Annotated in this window: 16 protein-coding genes; 13 read left to right on the forward strand and 3 right to left on the reverse strand. The window is 70.7% G+C overall.

All coding sequences use genetic code 11. The features are described 5' to 3' along the window. Nucleotides 1-76 precede the first annotated feature (76 nt). The 8 genes from QIS96_RS33995 (at nucleotide 77) to QIS96_RS34030 (ending at nucleotide 7,054) form a co-directional block, all read left to right on the forward strand. Entirely contained in the window at nucleotides 77-721 is a 645-nt protein-coding gene (locus QIS96_RS33995; protein ID WP_282546697.1) for an HAD family hydrolase, read from the forward strand. 43 nt (nucleotides 722-764) lie between these two features. Beyond that, nucleotides 765-1,988, forward strand: coding sequence for an MFS transporter (locus QIS96_RS34000; protein WP_282546698.1), 1,224 nt, complete (start codon nucleotides 765-767; stop codon nucleotides 1,986-1,988). Further along, complete coding sequence (locus QIS96_RS34005; RefSeq protein ID WP_282546699.1) at nucleotides 1,939-3,102, forward strand: acetoin utilization protein AcuC; 1,164 nt, start codon at nucleotides 1,939-1,941, stop codon at nucleotides 3,100-3,102. The genes QIS96_RS34000 and QIS96_RS34005 overlap by 50 nt, the downstream gene beginning before the upstream one ends. A 160-nt stretch (nucleotides 3,103-3,262) precedes the next feature. Continuing rightward, on the forward strand, nucleotides 3,263-4,078 hold the full coding sequence (locus QIS96_RS34010; protein ID WP_282546700.1) for a phosphatase: 816 nt from the start codon (nucleotides 3,263-3,265) through the stop codon (nucleotides 4,076-4,078). Nucleotides 4,079-4,235: 157 nt separating this feature from the next. Beyond that, complete coding sequence (locus tag QIS96_RS34015; protein ID WP_282517019.1) at nucleotides 4,236-4,445, forward strand: helix-turn-helix domain-containing protein; 210 nt, start codon at nucleotides 4,236-4,238, stop codon at nucleotides 4,443-4,445. Between the two features lie 131 nt (nucleotides 4,446-4,576). Continuing rightward, nucleotides 4,577-4,675, forward strand: coding sequence for a 30S ribosomal protein bS22 (locus QIS96_RS34020; RefSeq protein ID WP_003948845.1), 99 nt, complete (start codon nucleotides 4,577-4,579; stop codon nucleotides 4,673-4,675). A gap of 229 nt (nucleotides 4,676-4,904) precedes the next feature. Beyond that, a complete protein-coding gene (locus QIS96_RS34025; RefSeq protein ID WP_282546701.1) occupies nucleotides 4,905-5,987 on the forward strand; it encodes an NAD-dependent epimerase/dehydratase family protein in 1,083 nt (360 codons plus the stop codon). Nucleotides 5,988-6,001: 14 nt separating this feature from the next. Continuing rightward, nucleotides 6,002-7,054, forward strand: coding sequence for a lysophospholipid acyltransferase family protein (locus tag QIS96_RS34030; RefSeq protein WP_282546702.1), 1,053 nt, complete (start codon nucleotides 6,002-6,004; stop codon nucleotides 7,052-7,054). Nucleotides 7,055-7,146: 92 nt separating this feature from the next. Here QIS96_RS34030 and QIS96_RS34035 read toward each other — a convergent pair whose 3' ends face one another. From QIS96_RS34035 to QIS96_RS34045, 3 genes are all read right to left on the reverse strand, one after another. Further along, a complete protein-coding gene (locus tag QIS96_RS34035) occupies nucleotides 7,147-8,367 on the reverse strand; it encodes a DUF5667 domain-containing protein (protein ID WP_282546703.1) in 1,221 nt (406 codons plus the stop codon). 324 nt (nucleotides 8,368-8,691) lie between these two features. Beyond that, nucleotides 8,692-9,519 carry an ECF subfamily RNA polymerase sigma factor, BldN family gene (locus QIS96_RS34040; RefSeq protein WP_282546704.1) on the reverse strand — a complete coding sequence of 276 codons (828 nt, stop codon included), beginning with the start codon at nucleotides 9,517-9,519 and terminating at the stop codon, nucleotides 8,692-8,694. 409 nt (nucleotides 9,520-9,928) lie between these two features. After that, a complete protein-coding gene (locus tag QIS96_RS34045; RefSeq protein WP_282546705.1) occupies nucleotides 9,929-10,885 on the reverse strand; it encodes an HAD family hydrolase in 957 nt (318 codons plus the stop codon). 153 nt (nucleotides 10,886-11,038) lie between these two features. Here QIS96_RS34045 and QIS96_RS34050 point away from each other — a divergent pair, with 153 nt between their 5' ends. The 5 genes from QIS96_RS34050 to QIS96_RS34070 all read left to right on the forward strand — a co-directional run bounded on the left by QIS96_RS34050 (nucleotide 11,039) and on the right by QIS96_RS34070 (nucleotide 16,794). Beyond that, nucleotides 11,039-11,317 (forward strand): glutaredoxin family protein, encoded by a 279-nt coding sequence (locus tag QIS96_RS34050; RefSeq protein ID WP_282546706.1) that lies wholly within the window; start codon nucleotides 11,039-11,041, stop codon nucleotides 11,315-11,317. Nucleotides 11,318-11,661: 344 nt separating this feature from the next. After that, on the forward strand, nucleotides 11,662-12,489 hold the full coding sequence (locus tag QIS96_RS34055) for a redox-sensing transcriptional repressor Rex (protein ID WP_282546707.1): 828 nt from the start codon (nucleotides 11,662-11,664) through the stop codon (nucleotides 12,487-12,489). Next, complete coding sequence (locus QIS96_RS34060) at nucleotides 12,486-14,156, forward strand: glutamyl-tRNA reductase (protein ID WP_282546708.1); 1,671 nt, start codon at nucleotides 12,486-12,488, stop codon at nucleotides 14,154-14,156. Before QIS96_RS34055 ends, QIS96_RS34060 begins: the two co-directional genes overlap by 4 nt. Continuing rightward, nucleotides 14,153-15,142, forward strand: a complete 990-nt coding sequence (hemC, locus tag QIS96_RS34065) for a hydroxymethylbilane synthase (RefSeq protein WP_282546709.1) — start codon at nucleotides 14,153-14,155, stop codon at nucleotides 15,140-15,142. Before QIS96_RS34060 ends, hemC begins: the two co-directional genes overlap by 4 nt. Beyond that, the gene (locus QIS96_RS34070; protein ID WP_282546710.1) at nucleotides 15,139-16,794 is read left to right on the forward strand and encodes a bifunctional uroporphyrinogen-III C-methyltransferase/uroporphyrinogen-III synthase; all 1,656 of its coding nucleotides are present in this window, start codon (nucleotides 15,139-15,141) and stop codon (nucleotides 16,792-16,794) included. Before hemC ends, QIS96_RS34070 begins: the two co-directional genes overlap by 4 nt. The last annotated feature ends 47 nt before the right edge of the window (nucleotides 16,795-16,841 follow it).

The raw sequence follows: 16,841 nt of genomic DNA on the forward strand, positions 1-16,841 counted from the left end.
ATTTGTTGGGGAAGCCCCGCACCTGATGGTGCGGGGCTTTCCTGTTTTCCGGGGTCTCAGGACTTACAGTCAAAGCATGCGCTATGACCTGGTGATCTTCGACAACGACGGCGTCCTCGTGGACAGCGAGCCCATCTCCAACGCCATTCTGGCCAGCTATCTCACCGAGTTGGGGCACCCCACGACGTACCAGGAGTCACTGCGGGACTACATGGGTGCCGCCATGCACCGGGTGCACGATCTCGTGGCCGAGAGAGGCGGAAAGCCGCTGCCGGAAGACTTCGAAGAGGCCTTCAACCGGCGCGTGTTCACCGCGTTCCAGGAGGAGTTGGAGCCCGTGCCGGGCGTCTCCGGCGTACTGGAGAAGCTCACGGCCGAAGGTGTTCCGTACTGTGTGGCGTCCTCCGGGAGTCACCAGAAGATTCGCGTCGGGCACCTCAAGACCGGGCTCGACGAGTGGTTCGAAGAAGAGTGGATCTTCAGCTCCGAGGACGTCGGGAAGGGAAAGCCGGCCCCGGACCTGTTTCTGCACGCGGCACAGCAGATGGACGTCCCGGCACACAAATGCGTTGTGGTCGAGGACAGTCCGCTCGGGCTTCAGGCGGCGCGGGCGGCCGGAATGGACGTGCTCGCGTTCACGTCGATGATGCCGCGCGACCGGCTCGAAGGGGCCACCGGCTACTTCTCCGACATGACCCAACTCCCGGAACTGCTCGGCTGATTCATCTACCGGTGGGTAGCGGGGCGTCGTACGCTGTGCCGCCATGACGGACGCGCGAATGCGGTACGGCAGGGGCGCCCTGGCGGTCAGTTTCTTCGTGCAGGGCGTGGCATTCGCGCTCCTGGTCACACGCATCCCGGCCATCCAGGACCGGTACGGGATATCCGACGGGCTGCTGCCCGTCTTCCTCGCTGCCGTGCCGATCCTGGCGGGGGCGGGCAGCGTACTCACCGAGCACCTCGTGAAAAGGGTCAGGCCCAGCGTCGTACTGCGGTGTTCGCAACCCCTCGTGCTGCTCGCCCTGCTCGGGGTCGGCGCAGGCAGCCGGATCTCGGAAGTCGCCCTCGCGCTCGGCCTGTTCGGGCTCGCCGTGGGCGCGCTCGACGCCTCCATGAACATGCTGGGCGTCAGCCTGCAGTCCGCGTACGGACGCAGCATCATGCTCGGGTTCCACGCCGCGTACAGCCTCGGCGGGATCGTCGGGGCCTCGCTCGCCTGGGTCGGGGCGCACTGGGAACTGACGCTGTTCCTGTCGTATCTGCCGGCCGTGGCCGTGGTGCTGCCCGCGGCGCTGATCGCCAGTCGGTGGTACGTGGACGGGGGAGAGTCGCCCAACAGCGTTGCTGTGGCGGGGAGTTCGGGGAAGCAGCCGGTCGTTTTCAAGGCGCTGTTGCCGCTGTGTCTGGTGATGACGTGTGCGTACATCGGGGACTCGACCGTCTCCAACTGGAGCGCCAAGTATCTGCAGGACGTCCTGGGGAGTTCGGAGCAGCTCGCGACCGTTCCGTACAACATCTACATGGTGACGACGCTGGTCGGGCGGGCCGTCGGGGACCGTGGGGTGCGGCGGTTCGGGGCGGTGGCCGTGGTGCGGGCCGGGACCGTGCTCGCGGCGCTCGGCTTCGCCGTCGTGGCTGTGGCCCCGGGGGCCTGGGTGGGGATGCTCGGGTTCACGTTCCTCGGGCTCGGGCTCTGCGTGGTGGTGCCGCAGACCTTCGCGGCCGCCGGCCGGCTGTTCCCGGGGGCCTCGGACACGGCCGTGGCGCGGTTGAACATCTTCAACTACGTGGGGTTTCTGATCGGTTCGCCGCTCGTCGGGGCGGTGGGGGACGCCTGGGACTACCGGGGCGCGATGCTCGTACCGATGGCCTTGGTGCTGGTGACGTTGGTGTACGCCCGGTCGTTCGCGTCCGAGGGCGACCGATACGGTGACGTGCATGAGCGGCCGCGCACAGCTGATGTGGGACGAGGCAGTAACGCGCTATGACTTCGGCGCCGGGCATCCGATGGACCCGGTGCGTCTGGCGCTGACCAGAGGGCTGGTCTCGGCGTACGGGCTCGACCGGGACCTGGAGGTCGTGGCGGCCAAGCCGGCCGGGGAGTCGACGCTGCGGCTGGTGCACCGGGAGGACTATGTGGACGCGGTGAAGGCCGCCTCCGCGGACCCCGGTGCGGCGACCGGTTCGTACGGGCTCGGGACCGTGGACGATCCGGCGTTCGCGGGGATGCACGACGTGTCGGCGCTGATCGCCGGGCAGTCGGTGGGGGCGGCCGAGGCGGTGTGGCGCGGGGAGGCCGTGCACGCGGTGAACTTCGCAGGTGGCCTGCACCACGCGATGCCCGGCGGAGCGTCCGGTTTCTGCATCTACAACGACGCGGCGCTCGCCATCGCGCGGCTCCTCGAACTCGGGGCGGAGCGCGTCGCGTACGTCGATGTGGACGTGCACCACGGGGACGGGGTGCAGGCGGCGTTCTGGGAGGACCCCAGGGTGCTGACGATCTCGCTGCACGAGCACCCGCGGACGCTGTTCCCGCAGACCGGCTGGCCCGAGGAGACGGGCGCCGCCGAGGGCAGTGCGGTGAACGTGGCGCTGCCGGCGGGCACGGGCGACGCCGGGTGGCTGCGGGCGTTCCACGCGGTCGTGCCCGAGCTGCTCGCCGAGTTCCGGCCGCAGGTCCTGGTCACGCAGCACGGCGCCGACACGCACTTCGAGGACCCGCTCGCGCACCTGGCCGTCTCGCTCGACGCGCAGCGGGCCGTGCAGCTCGCCTGCCACGACCTCGCGCACGAGCACGCGGACGGCCGCTGGGTGGCGCTCGGCGGTGGCGGCTACGCCGTGGTGGACGTCGTACCCCGCTCCTGGACGCATCTCGTGGCGATCGCCGCCGGGCGGGAGCTGGCGCCCGAGACGGAGATCCCCGAGGAGTGGCGGCAGGAAGTGTTCGCGCGTACGCGGGAGTCCGCGCCCCGGCGCATGACCGATGGGCGCACGCCGACCTGGGCCGACTGGGAGGCGGGGTACGACCCGGCCGACCGGCTCGACCAGGCGATCCTCGCCACCCGGCGGTCGGTGTTCCCGCTGCGGGGTCTTCTGCCGTAGCCCCGTACCGTACGGTCGAAAACTCCGTCCCGTACGGTCGAACTCGCTTGCCAGGGGCGGGAGTCGGGAGCCCCGGCGAAGTGGCGGAAGTTAGCCCGACGGTGGGGATTGTGCCGGGTTCCGCGGCCGCGGTGAGGGCGAATGCGCCAGCATCGCAGGCGTGTTGAGCACCGGCGCCCTGCGGGCGCACCTGCTGGCCGCCCGGCTCGCCGGGCCCGTGGCCACCTCGCGCGAGGAGAGCCTGCGCAGCTACCGCCTCTTCGCGGCCAGGGACCCCCGGGTGCTCCTCGGGCTCGATCCCCAATGGGCCTGGGACGACCGGGACTTGATCGCGCTCATGGCCGACAAGTGCGGAGTGTCGGCCGACCCTCGGCACACCAGCGGACCGGATGTGATCGATCCGGAACGGACGCTGGCCGGTCTGGACGCGTTCGCGGGCCGTCTGCGGCGGGCGGCCGAGCGGCGCGCGCCCGTGCTGTTCGGCACCGGTCACCCGCATCGACTGCTCGGTTTCTACGCCGAGTTGGCGGACGCGCTCTCGGCGGCCGGATGCAGGGTGCTCACCCCCGCGCAGGGCGTACGTGTCGACATAACGACCCGGTTCGGTCTACGCACGTATGCCCTGGACCATGTGCGAGGAGTTGCGTTGGTGCGCGATCCGGCCGGAGTGGGCGCGGGGCGCGCGGCGGGGGCGCACAGCCACTCGCCGCTCCCGGTGCGTACGGCGCTCGCGGCGGCGGTCGAGGCGGGCGGGCCGCTGCCCGAGCTGGTCGTCGGCGATCACGGCTGGGTCTGCGGTGCAGGTCAGCTCGGTGTGGAGGTGATCGGGCTCGCGGACACGGACGATCCGGCGCTGTTCGTGGGGGAGGCGGAGGGGCTGGTGTCCGTCGCCGTACCGCTCGACGATGCGGTGCGTTCCGACTACTACCGGCCGTTGACGCGCTATGTGCTGGGTCGGGCGGGTCTGTCACGGTAGGGGATCGAGGGGCCTGTCTGTCACGGTAGGCGGCCTGTCGCAGCACCTCTTCCCCACTCGTACCACCCGCCTCTACTCTGGGTGTGAGCGCGCAGCGACGAGGAGTTACCGGAAGGGGAAGCCGGTGCCCGTCATGTGCGGAAGGTTCAGGTGTGTCATGGCTGCTGAGCAGAGGCCTCTGAGCGAGGTGCAGTTTCTTACCGTGGCGGAAGTCGCCTCGGCGATGCGAGTGTCGAAGATGACCGTGTACCGCCTGGTGCACAGCGGTCATCTGCCGGCGATCCGGGTGGGGAGGTCCTTCCGGGTGCCTGAGAACTCGGTGCACGAATACCTTCGCGACTCTTACGTGGGGGTGGAGACGGCCTGAGCGGCCACCTCGATTACGGGCTCGGCGCTCGGGCGGGTAGGCTGTGCCGACGTAGGTCGTGTGGGCCCCGATTGCCCCGCACCGAGATTCCCGCGAAGCGGGGATGTTCCGAGAAGTGAGCGAGGGTAGTCGTGGGCTCTGTTATCAAGAAGCGGCGTAAGCGGATGGCGAAGAAGAAGCACCGCAAGCTGCTGAAGCGCACGCGCGTTCAGCGTCGCAACAAGAAGTAAGCGCAGTAGTACGCAGCGCCTGGCGAGGCCCTCCACCGGAGACCGGTGGGGGGCCTCGCCACATTCCGGAGCGGTGCGTCCGCCCGTGACGTACGTGTCCTCACTTCGTGCAGCGGCAGGTCATCACAGCGCAACATCCAGGCGCTAACGTGGCGCGTACGCGGATCGGGCAGGGCAGGCGCGGGCGCGGCGGGTCGTGGCGGTTCGGGGAAGAAGGAAGGCGCTGATCTTGGGCAAGGTCGTGCTCGTCACCGGGGTGGCCCGGCAACTCGGAGGCCGTTTCGTACGCCGGGTGCAGCGCGAGCCCGACGTGGACCGGGTGATCGCCGTGGACGCCGTGGCGCCGGAGCACCAGCTGGGCGACGCCGAGTTCGTGCGGGCCGACATCCGGCAGCCGACGATCGCGCGCGTCCTCGCGGAGCACTCCGTCGACACCGTGGTGCACATGGACGTCACCGGCACCCCGCTGGGCGGCGGCAGCCGTGGCTCGGTCAAGGAGACCAACGTCATCGGCACGATGCAGCTTCTCGGCGCCTGCCAGAAGTCGCCGTCGGTGCAGCGGCTCGTGGTCAAGTCCAGTACGAATGTGTACGGTTCGGCGCCCAGGGACCCGGCCGTGTTCACCGAGACGACGCCGCCGAAGTCGCTGCCGAGCGGCGGTTTCGCGAAGGACGCGGTGGAGGTCGAGGGGTACGTACGGGGCTTCGCGCGGCGCCGTCCGGACGTCGCCGTGTGCGTGCTGCGGTTCGCCAACATCCTCGGCCCGACGGCCGATTCACCGCTCGCGGACTACTTCTCGCTGCCGATCCTGCCGACCGTGCTCGGGTACGACCCGCGGCTGCAGTTCGTGCACGAGGACGACGTGATGGACGTGCTCAGGATCGCCGCGCGCGAGCCGGGGCGTGGCACGCTCAACAGCGGGACCTTCAACATCGCGGGGGACGGCGTGCTGCTGCTCTCGCAGTGCTCGCGGCGGCTCGGCCGGCCGACCGTGCCGGTGCTGCTTCCGGCCGTGAACTGGGCGGGCAGCGCGCTGCGCACCGTGGGCCTCACGGACTTCTCGCCCGAGCAGGTGCGGCTGCTCACCCACGGCCGGGTGGTGTCCACCCGGCAGATGCGCGAGACACTGGGATTCCGGCCGCACTTCACGACGGCGGAGACCTTCGCGGACTTCGCCCGCAGCCGGGATCCCGGACTGCTGCCTCCAGAGGCCCTGGCGAAGGCGGTCGACCGCCTCGCCGCGCTGCCCTTCGCGGGCGGCGCGACCACCGGCGACGAAGCCGCACAGCACCCGACGCAGAGCGCCAACTGAGGAGCGCAGCAACGATGGCGGACGCCAAGGTCATTCCGTTCGACGAGGGTGCGGGGGACCGCCCGCGCGCTGAGCGCAGGCCCCGGCAGCGGACCGCGGGCCGCCGGAGGTCCGAGCCGTCGGCCGTGCGCGAGGTGCGCGCCCTGCCGGGCCAGGACGAGGGAGGCACGGACGTGCGGGCCGCTGCGGAGGACCCCGAGAGCCGGGCGGGGCAGCCGCCGACCGGCTCCTCCTTGGAGCGCCGGATCGCGGGCGGCCTCTCCTTCCTGCGCCGCCGCCTCACCGGCGAGTACGAGGTGGACGAGTTCGGCTACGACCAGGAGCTGACCGACCAGGTCCTGATGTCGATGCTGCGGCCCGTGTACGAGAAGTACTTCCGGGTCGAGGTGAAGGGCATCGAGAACATCCCGGCGGACGGCGGCGCTCTGATCGTCGCCAACCACTCCGGGACGCTGCCGCTCGACGGGCTGATGCTGCAGGTCGCCGTGCACGACCGGCATCCGCAGCAGCGGCATCTGCGGCTGCTCGCCGCCGACCTGGTCTTCATGTTGCCGGTGGTGAACGAGCTGGCCCGCAAGGCCGGGCACACCCTGGCCTGCGCCGAGGACGCCCAACGGCTCCTGGAGAGCGGGGAGTTGGTGGGGGTGATGCCCGAGGGGTTCAAGGGCATCGGCAAGCCGTTCAGCGAGCGGTACAAGCTGCAGCGGTTCGGCCGCGGCGGCTTTGTGTCGACCGCGCTGCGGGCCGGCACCCCGATCGTGCCGTGCTCGATCGTCGGGGCCGAGGAGATCTACCCGATGATCGGCAACGCGAAGACGCTGGCGCGGGTGCTCGGCTTCCCGTACTTCCCGATCACGCCGACGTTCCCGTGGCTCGGTCCGCTGGGCGTGGTGCCGCTGCCGACGAAGTGGACGATCCAGTTCGGCGAGCCGATCGCGACGGACGGCTATCCGCCGGAGGCGGCGGAGGACCCGATGCTGATGTTCAACCTGACCGACCAGGTGCGGGAGCAGATCCAGCACACGCTGTACAAGCTGCTTGTGCAGCGCCGTTCGGTGTTCTTCTGAACGTTCTTCTGAGAGCCGCCGATGCGTGAGCCGATACGTGAGTGGGGGCGCCCTCCTGACCGGAGGGCGCCCCCACTCACGTACGGACTGCGCTATTTCGTGGTGTCCTCGCCTTCGATGCCGAGGCCGGGCAGGAGGCCCGGGAGGACCGGCGGGAGCGTGATGTCCGGCTTGTCCGGGGTGGCCTTGCCGTCGGACGGGCCGGCGCTGTCGCCCTCGCCGAGGGGCGGGTCGAGCAGGTCGCCCGCGCCGCCGCCGATGAGGCCTTCCTCCTCGCTGCTGCTGGAGGACGGCTTCGGCTTGCTGTCGCTGCTGCCGCTGGGGCTGCTGCCGGTGCCGTCGTCGGGTGACTGCTCGGCGTCGTCCTTGCCGGTGGCGCCGGTGTCCGGGCTGCTGGAACCGCTGGTGCTGCCGCCGGTCTCCGGGCTACGGGGGAACAGCGACTTCAGCGGTTCGACCTCTTCGTCTATGGCGTCGAAGACGGAGCTGACTTCGTCACCGACGTCGGACAGCTGCAGCGGCAGGCGGTCGCGCAGGGCGCTCCAACTGTCGCGGTGCGCCTGGGAGAAGCTGTTCAGGGCCTGGATCGGAGCGATCGACCCGTCGCGCTGGTACGCCGCGTGCAGCAGGCGGTGGCCTTCGCTGGCGTCGTTGCGCACGCCGCCGAGGGTGCGGCGGACCTCGCTGAGCGACTCGTGGTCGAGCTCGCCGACGCGGCCGCGTTCCATGAGGCGGCGGGCTTCCTGGAGGCGGGTGGAGGCCTGGTTGAGGTAGAGCTCGCCGCGGGCCGAGTCGTCGTCGGCCAGGTCGAGCTTGAGGTCCTCCATGCCGCGCTTCAGCCCGTACAGGGAGTCGCCGGGCAGGGCGTCGGAGCTGGCGGCGGCGACGCCGCTGAACGCCCCGGCGGCCACGCCGACGGTGAGTCCGCCGGCCGCGATGCCCTTGGACAGGCGGGAGCGGGGGCGCAACTTGCGCAGCGGTCCTGCCCGGTGGGAGCCCTTGCCCTCGCGTTGTTCGGGTACCGAGGGGCTCACTCCGTCGCCTCCGGCGGCGGTGCCCTCTTGCAGCATCGCCTCCATCGCGGCCATCAGCTGGGCCCGCTGGACCACCTTGACCTCGGGGTCCAACTCGGGCTTGGGCAGCTCGCCGAGACCGCCGGCCAAGGCCAACATGCGGCTCCGCGCTGCCTGTTCGGCAGCGGGGGAGTCCTCTGTACTCTCTGGCTGCTCGGCCGCCGCGGCCTGGTCGGACTGCTCCTCCAGGGCCTGGGCGAAGGCGTTCGCCCGCCGGTGTGCCGAAACATTCGCGATCACTGGCGGCACCTCCTCTCGTCATCACGTCCGACTCCCCAGGGGGTCCTGAAGGTTGCCCGGCCTTGAGTCCGTCCACTCGATCGAGTGAGTGGCGCGGGGCAGGGAGTGACCACAGGGAGCCTGCATCCCGCACAACGACGGTCTCGGCACTTGGGTTACGGACGAAAGATGATCCGACCGCTTTCGGCATCGCCCAGTCACGGGAGGTGAGTTGGGGGTCACGATGTGTTGTCGGAAGGGCCGGAGTGAGGGGTGTGGGGGACAGAGCGGCGTAAGCGGAAAGTGGGGGACAGAGTGGGGGACAGAAGGTGTGGGACGGTTCGGTCAGCGGGCGTCGTCCGGCAGGAGCCGGGCGAGGGTGCGCACCGCGCGGTACTGGAGGGTCTTGATCGCGCCCTCGTTCTTACCCATGACGCGGGCGGTCTCGGCGACCGAGAGGCCCTGCAGGAAGCGCAGCGTGACGCACTCCTGCTGTTGCGGGTTGAGTCGGCGCACGGCTTCGAGCAGTGCGGCGTTGGAGAGGGACTCCAGGACGGAGTCCTCGGGGCTGCGCTCGACCTCGTTCGCGTCGAGCATTTCGCCGGTGGTGACTTCCAGGCGGAAGCGGCTGGACTTGAAGTGGTCGGCGACGAGGTTGCGGGCGATCGTCACGAGCCAGGCGCCGAAGTCGCGGCCCTGCCAGGTGAAGGTGCCGATGCGGCGCAGGGCGCGCAGAAAAGTCTCGCTGGTCAGGTCCTCGGCAGTGGCTTTGCCGCCGACGCGGTAGTAGATGTAGCGGTAGACGGTGTCGCTGTACTGGTCGTAGAGGCGGCCGAAGGCGTCGGCCTCGCCGGCCTGGGCGCGTTCGACCAGGTCCATCATGCGGGCGCTGTCGCTGTCCGCGGCGGGGCGGCGGGCGGTGGTCGACGTGGCGCCGGAGCGGCCGCGTCTGCCGGCGGCATGCCGGCCGTCGGGGCGGCGCCCTTCGGCGACGGCGGTGCGCGTCGGCCCCTTCCCGAGGCCCTCGGCCAGCGCGTAGCAGGGGGCGGTTGGTGCAGGAACGGCGAATGCGGGTACGGCGTACGCGGTGGGGACGAAGCCGCGCAAGCGGTCGGCGACCGTTGCGCGCAGCGTAGCCAGGCCCGAGGTGTCAACCCCGACGTGTGGGTACACGGGACTCCCAGAGGCAGAGCTTCCATCACGTGCAGTGTGGGACCGTTCACCCGTCGTAGCGACGTGTGGGGTCCTTAATGCGTCTGAGGAGAATAACGCTTCGTGCAGGGAGCGCTACACCCAGTTGCTCAAATCATCGATTCCGTCGCTTCTGTTACGGATCTTCGCTGCTTCAAGTACCGCAGAGTGAGCAGTTGTTGATCGGATTAGACCGTGATCTGTCTGAGTGCGGGGCGTGTTGTGGTCGAGTTCCCCGAACAGGACTGGCGGGCCCGGCAGGCGGGTAACAGGTACCGATCGGCTCGTACGGAGCTCAGGAGCGCGCCGTGCACGGACCGTGCACGGCGGCCGGGCCCCGCCGGTCACGGGGAGTACGCGGAGGTCGCGGGGTTCGAGGGGCAGTTGGGGCTCAGCGGCGGCGGCGGTGCAGGGCGACGGCGGCGGCCGTGCCCCCGGCGATCGCGCCCACGCCGGCGGCGGCCGGGATGCCGATCTTGGCCGCCTTGCGACCGGTGCGATAGTCGCGCAGCCGCCAGTCCAGCTCGCGTGCGTGCTTGCGCAGTTTGGTGTCGGGGTTGATCGCGTACGGGTGGCCCACGAGCGACAGCATCGGGATGTCGTTGTGCGAGTCGCTGTACGCGGCGCAGCGGCCGAGGTCCAGGCCCTCCGCGGTGGCGAGGGCGCGCACCGCCTCGGCCTTCGCGGGGCCGTGCAGGGGTTCGCCGACGAGCTTTCCGGTGTAGACGCCGTCGACGGACTCGGCGACGGTGCCGAGCGCGCCGGTCAGGCCGAGGCGGCGGGCGATGATCGTCGCGGTCTCGACGGGGGCGGCGGTGACGAGCCAGACCTTCTGGCCCGCGTCCAGGTGCGCCTGGGCGAGGGCGCGGGTGCCCGGCCAGATGCGCTCCGCCATGTACTCGTCGTAGATCTCCTCGCCGATGGACATCAACTCGGCGACGCGGTGGCCCTTGACGATGGACAGGGCGCTGTCGCGGGCGTCCTGCATGTGCTCCGGGTCCTCGACGCCGGCGATCCTGAACCACGCCTGCTGCCAGGCGAATCGGGCCAGCTCCTGGCGCTGGAAGAACTTGCGCTTGTAGAGGCCGCGGCCGAAGTGGAAGAGGGCGGCGCCCTGCATGACGGTGTTGTCGAGGTCGAAGAAGGCTGCGGCCCGCTCGTCGCCCACGACCGGGAACTCCGGTTCCGCGGGCGCCGCCGTTTCGGCGGCCTCGGCGGACTCCAGGGATTCCTCGGCGAGTTGCTCCTGCGAGGACTTGCGCGCTGCCTCCGCCGAGGCCTCGCCTGCGAGCACGCTGCGCGCGGTGGCGGAGCGCCTACGGGGGGTGAGCCATCCGAGAGCGGCCATGTCCGTGAGCATAGCGATTCTGTTCGGTGACGACGGAGTCGAGCGCGTTCGGAGCCTGTGAACTCTCCGCTACCGCACCGTTAATCACTGTGACGGCGGCCGGGTGTGGCCCGGGTGGCTCCGGTCCGTGCGCGGGCGCGCGAGAATGGCCGTATGAGTCCCATTTTTCGGCGTGCGGAGAAGAAGCGGCCCGAGGATCGCGTGGTGACCTTGATCGGTAAGCCGGGCTGCCATCTGTGCGATACGGCACAGGAAGTGATCGAAAAGGTCTGCGGAGAGACGGGTGCCGCTTGGGAGAAGAAGGACATCACGCAGGACGAGGAGTTGCACCGCAAGTACTGGGAGCAGATTCCCGTGATCCTTGTGGACGGGGCCCAGCACGACTTCTGGCGCGTCAATGAAGATCGTCTACGGCGGGCTCTGACCGCTTAGTTGAGGGCGGCCCCGACGTGGGCTCGGGCGGTCGCGGGGCGGTGTGAGCCGGGTCGCGAACTGACCGGCCAGTCTGAAATTCGATTACGATCGAGGGCGATTTGGTCTCGGGGGCTGAGAAATCGTGAGGAGTGTGTGCGGTTTTGCCCCCTTCGGGTCTTCAACGACGCAAGCGGCGTGCTGGTTCCAGTTCCGCGCACAACTGGCGCGTGACCCCGGTCACTTTGGCCGGACAAAACGGACACCATCTTTGTGCACGCGTTCACAAAGACATAGCCTGCATTCGACGGGGCGGTCTGGGGACTTCTGGCCGCCTACAGCCCCGCTCTACCCGCAGGAGCACCGTGGCAACTGGCCGAACTCACCGACCGGCGACCCGCAGCCGAGGGATTCCCGAGGCCACCGTCGCCAGGCTTCCGCTGTACCTTCGCGCGCTGACCGCACTGTCGGAGCGCTCGGTTCCCACGGTCTCCTCCGAGGAGCTCGCGGCCGCCGCGGGGGTCAACTCCGCGAAGCTGCGCAAGGACTTCTCGTACCTCGGCTCGTACGGCACCCGCGGTGTCGGGTACGACGTCGAGTATCTCGTGTACCAGATCAGCCGTGAACTGGGGCTCACCCAGGACTGGCCGGTTGTGATCGTCGGTATCGGTAACCTCGGCGCGGCGCTTGCCAATTACGGCGGGTTCGCGTCCCGTGGCTTCCGGGTCGCCGCACTGATCGACGCCGACCCGAACATGGCCGGAACGCCGGTCGCGGGCATGCCCGTGCAGCACACCGACGAGCTCGAGAAGATCATCGCGGACAACGGCGTCTCCATCGGCGTGATCTCGACCCCCGCGGGCGCGGCCCAGCAGGTCTGCGACCGCCTGGTCGCCGCGGGCGTCACCTCGATCCTCAACTTCGCGCCGACCGTCCTGTCCGTCCCGGACGGCGTCGACGTGCGCAAGGTCGACCTCTCCATCGAGCTGCAGATCCTCGCCTTCCACGAGCAGCGCAAGGCCGGCGAGGAAGCCGGTGCCGAGGCCGTCGTCGCGGACGCCGTCGCCGAGGCCGCGGCCGCCGACGTGACGGCCGCCGGGAGCGCCGCGGAGGCCGCGCCGACCGCAGCCCGCGCCGAGAACACCGATCGCAAGGGACCCGACGGGGACGTGCCCGCCGTGATGCCGGCATGAGTCTCCTCGTCGTCGGCCTCAGCCACCGCAGCGCCCCGGTCAGCGTCCTGGAGCGCGCCGCGCTTCCTGCGGACGCCCAGGTCAAGCTCCTGCACGACACCGTCGCCGCCGAGCCCGCCACCGAGGCCGCGGTGCTCGCCACCTGCAACCGCATCGAGCTCTACGCCGACGTGGACAAGTTCCACGCGGGCGTCGCCGAGCTGTCCACGCTGCTCGCCCAGCACAGCGGCGTCGGCCTGGAGGAGCTCACTCCGTATCTGTACGTGCACTACGAGGACCGGGCCGTCCACCACCTGCTCTCGGTGGCGTGCGGGCTCGACTCCATGGTCGTCGGCGAGGGGCAGATCCTCGGCCAGATCAAGGACGCCCTGGCCACCTCGCAGGATCTGCACACCGCGGGCCGACTGCTGAACGACCTCTTCCAGCAGGCCCTGCGGGTCGGCAAGCGCGCGCACTCCGAGACCGGCATCGACCGCGCCGGGCAGTCCCTGGTCACCTTCGGCCTGGAGCAGCTCGCCGACGGGGCGCCGGTGGACGAGTGGGCGGCGGGCAAGCGGGCGCTTGTGATCGGCGCCGGGTCGATGTCGTCGCTCGCCGCGGCGACGCTCGCGCGGGTCGGCGTGGCCGAGATCGTGGTCGCGAACCGTACGCAGGCTCGGGCCGAACGCCTTGTGGAGATTCTTTCCGAGTCCGGTACGGGCTGCTCCGCGAGGGTTGCGGAGATGGGCGCCGTGGGCGAGGAGCTGACACGAGTCGACGTCGTCGTCTCCTGCACGGGGGCCACGGGGCTTGTCCTCACCGGTGAGGCGGTCGCTGCCGCGGTTGCCTCCGGGGCTCGGCCTGATTCGGGGGCCGAGGCGCCCAGCCTTCGGGCTCCGGATGGGTCGTTGGTGGCTCGGCTTGCGGCGGCGGCTGCGCGGGATGGTCGTATCCCCGACGCCGGGTCGACCGTCGATGCCCCCGGCGTGGACTCCCTTGAGTTGCATGGCACTTGGGCCGGTAACGGGGCGGTGCTCGACAGCCCGGAGACGGGGCTGGACTCGTCCTCGTCCTGCCCGGTACCGGGGGCTGTGCCCACCCGTTCCGCCCCGGCGGAACGCATGCCCACAGCGGTACCGAAGGCCCGCCAGACGACCGGTGCCCCCGTGAAGCTTGCTCTGCTTGATCTCGCCATGCCGCGGGACATCGACGCCGCCGTGCATCGGATCGACGGGGTGCGGCTTGTCGACATCGAGTCGCTCGCCGAGGCCTCCGCCGATGCGCCGATGGCCGCCGACGTGGACCAGGTGCGCACCATCGTCGCCGACGAGGTCGCCGCCTTCGGGGCCGCGCAGCGGGCCGCGCACATCACGCCGACCGTGGTCGCCCTGCGCACCATGGCCGCCGACGTCGTGCAGAGCGAACTGGCCCGGCTCCACGGCCGGTTGCCCGACCTGGACGAACGGCAGCAGGCCGAGATGACGCAGACCGTACGACGCGTCGTCGACAAACTCCTGCACGCTCCGACCGTGCGGGTCAAGCAGCTCGCGGCCGAGCCCGGCGGCGCCGAGTACGCGGACGCGCTGCGCACCCTCTTCGACCTCGACCCGCAGACGGTGGCCTCCGTATCCCGGGCGGACTCGAACAGCAACGACGACACCGATGCAAGGAACCGGGGGCGAGCATGACTCAGACCCAGAAGACGCAGAAGGCGCTTCGGCTCGGCACGCGCCGCAGCAAGCTCGCCATGGCGCAGTCCGGCCATGTCGCCGATGCCGTACGGGAGTTGACCGGACGGGACGTCGAGCTCGTCGAGATCACCACGTACGGCGACACCTCGCGTGAGCACCTCGCGCAGATCGGCGGCACCGGCGTCTTCGTCACCGCCCTGCGCGACGCGCTGCTGCGCGGCGACGTCGACTTCGCCGTGCACTCGCTCAAGGACCTGCCGACGACCCAGCCGGAGGACCTGGCGCTGGCGGCGATCCCGCGCCGCGAGGACCCGCGGGACGTGCTGATCGGCCGTGACGGGATGACCCTCGCCGAGCTCACCGAGGCCGCCGAGGGCGGCGTCGTGCGCATCGGCACCGGCTCCCCCCGCCGCATGGCGCAGCTGAACGCCTGCGCGCGCCACCGCGGCCTGCGCCTGGAGACCGTGCCGATCCGCGGCAACATCGACACCCGTATCGGGTTCGTACGCAACGGGGAGCTCGACGCCGTGGTGCTTGCCGCGGCCGGGCTCAACCGCAGCGGCAGGACGGACGAGGTGACCGAGTTCCTCGACCCGGACCACGTCCTGCCCGCCCCCGGCCAGGGTGCCCTGGCCATCGAGTGCACCGCGGCCAACGCGGAACTCGCCGCCACCCTCGCCGAGCTCGACGACCCGCTGACGCGCGTCGCCGTGACCGCCGAGCGTTCCCTGCTCGCCGCCCTGGAGGCCGGCTGCTCCGCACCCGTGGGAGCTCTCGCCGACTTGCTGGCCGACGACCAGGTTGTCAAGGAAATGCGCCTGCGCGGCGTCGTCGGTGCGACCGACGGCTCCTCGCTGGTGCAGCTGTCCACCACCGGTCCCGTACCCACCACCCAAGACCAGGCCGAAGCGCTCGGCCGCGAACTCGCGGACGAGATGCTGGCCAAGGGTGCGGCCGGTCTGATGGGGGAGCGAGCACATTGAGCCCCACCACCTCTGTACCTCAGGCGTCCTTCGGACCCGGACACGTCACCTTCCTCGGTGCCGGTCCGGGCGACCCGGGACTGCTCACACTGCGCGCCGTCGAGGCACTGGCAGGCGCGGACGTGCTGGTCGCCGAGCCCGAAGTGCTGGACGTCGTCCGTGCGCATGCGCGGGCCGGCGCGGAGCTCTCGGGCACGTCGCAGCAGGCCGAGGCTGACGAGTCATCAAGCCCCGCGGATGCCGCCAATCTTGTCATGGCGGCCGCACGCGGCGGCAAGCGGGTCGTCCGTGCCGTGAGCGGCGACCCGGGCCTGGACGCGGGCGTCGGCGAGGAGATGCTCGCCTGCGTCGCCGAGGGCATCCCCTTCGAGGTGGTGCCCGGCATCGCCGCCGCCGTGGGCGTGCCCGCGTACGCCGGTGTGCCGCTGCGGGACGAGCACGGCGCGGACGTCCGGTTCGTGGACGCCCGCACCGCCTCCGAGCGCTGCTGGACCGAGGTCGGCGCATCGGACGGCACGGTCGTCGTCTCCACCACCCTGGAGACCGTGGCCGCCGCCGCCGGCGAGCTGGTCGCCGCGGGCCGCAAGCCGGACACCCCGATGTCCGTCACCGTGGCCGGCACGACCACCCGCCAGCGCACCTGGAACGCCACGCTCGGCACGGTCGCGCAGGTCCTCAAGCAGGCCAAGGTGCTGCCCTCGCCGCAGGGCCACCAGCCCGTCATAGCCGTGGTCGGCGAGCGTTCCGCGGCCGCGCTGCGCGACCGTCTTTCGTGGTTCGAGTCCAAGCCGCTGTTCGGCTGGAAGGTGCTCGTGCCGCGCACGAAGGAGCAGGCGGCCTCGCTCTCCGACCAGCTCGTCTCGTACGGCGCCGTGCCGCACGAGGTGCCGACCATCGCCGTCGAGCCGCCGCGTACCCCCCAGCAGATGGAGCGGGCCGTCAAGGGCCTGGTCACCGGGCGGTACGAGTGGATCGCCTTCACGTCCGTCAACGCCGTCAAGGCGGTGCGGGAGAAGTTCGAGGAGTACGGGCTCGACGCCCGTGCCTTCGCCGGGATCAAGGTCGCCGCGGTCGGCGAGCAGACCGCCAAGGCGCTCATCGCCTTCGGCGTGAAGCCCGACCTGGTGCCGTCCGGCGAGCAGTCCGCCGCCGGTCTCCTGGAGGACTGGCCGCCGTACGACCCGGTCTTCGACCCGATCGACCGGGTGTTCCTGCCGCGCGCCGACATCGCCACCGAGACCCTGGTGGCCGGGCTGATCGAGCTGGGCTGGGAGGTCGACGACGTCACGGCCTACCGGACCGTGCGCGCCTCGCCGCCGCCGGCGGAGACCCGTGAGGCCATCAAGGGCGGTGGCTTCGACGCGGTGCTGTTCACGTCGTCGTCGACGGTGCGGAACCTCGTCGGCATCGCGGGCAAGCCGCACAACGTCACGGTGATCGCCTGTATCGGCCCGGCCACCGCGAAGACCGCGGAGGAGCACGGCCTGCGGGTCGACGTGATGGCGCCGGAGCCGTCCGTGCACAAGCTGGCCGAGGCGCTCGCCGAGTTCGGCGCCGCGCGTCGCGCCGCGGCCGTCGAGGCCGGCGAGGTCGTGACGCGGCCGAGCGAGCGCCGCCCCGGAGCACGGCGCCGGCGCGCGGCGACCAGCTGACGCGAGCAGGGTTCTTGGAGTCGGGCCCCGCATCCCTTCCCGGGGTG

This window comes from Streptomyces cavernicola, assembly GCF_029968035.1.
GTDB lineage: Bacteria > Actinomycetota > Actinomycetes > Streptomycetales > Streptomycetaceae > Streptomyces > Streptomyces cavernicola.

Bases quoted from the DNA above. Each gene is read 5' to 3' on its own strand.
- QIS96_RS33995 (WP_282546697.1), top strand. From the start codon at position 77: ATGCGCTATGACCTGGTGATCTTCGACAACGACGGCGTCCTCGTGGAC.
- QIS96_RS34000 (WP_282546698.1), top strand. From the start codon at position 765: ATGACGGACGCGCGAATGCGGTACGGCAGGGGCGCCCTGGCGGTCAGT.
- QIS96_RS34005 (WP_282546699.1), top strand. From the start codon at position 1,939: ATGAGCGGCCGCGCACAGCTGATGTGGGACGAGGCAGTAACGCGCTAT.
- QIS96_RS34015 (WP_282517019.1), top strand. From the start codon at position 4,236: ATGGCTGCTGAGCAGAGGCCTCTGAGCGAGGTGCAGTTTCTTACCGTG.
- QIS96_RS34030 (WP_282546702.1), top strand. From the start codon at position 6,002: ATGGCGGACGCCAAGGTCATTCCGTTCGACGAGGGTGCGGGGGACCGC.
- QIS96_RS34045 (WP_282546705.1), bottom strand. From the start codon at position 10,885: ATGGCCGCTCTCGGATGGCTCACCCCCCGTAGGCGCTCCGCCACCGCG.
- QIS96_RS34050 (WP_282546706.1), top strand. From the start codon at position 11,039: ATGAGTCCCATTTTTCGGCGTGCGGAGAAGAAGCGGCCCGAGGATCGC.
- QIS96_RS34060 (WP_282546708.1), top strand. From the start codon at position 12,486: ATGAGTCTCCTCGTCGTCGGCCTCAGCCACCGCAGCGCCCCGGTCAGC.
- hemC (WP_282546709.1), top strand. From the start codon at position 14,153: ATGACTCAGACCCAGAAGACGCAGAAGGCGCTTCGGCTCGGCACGCGC.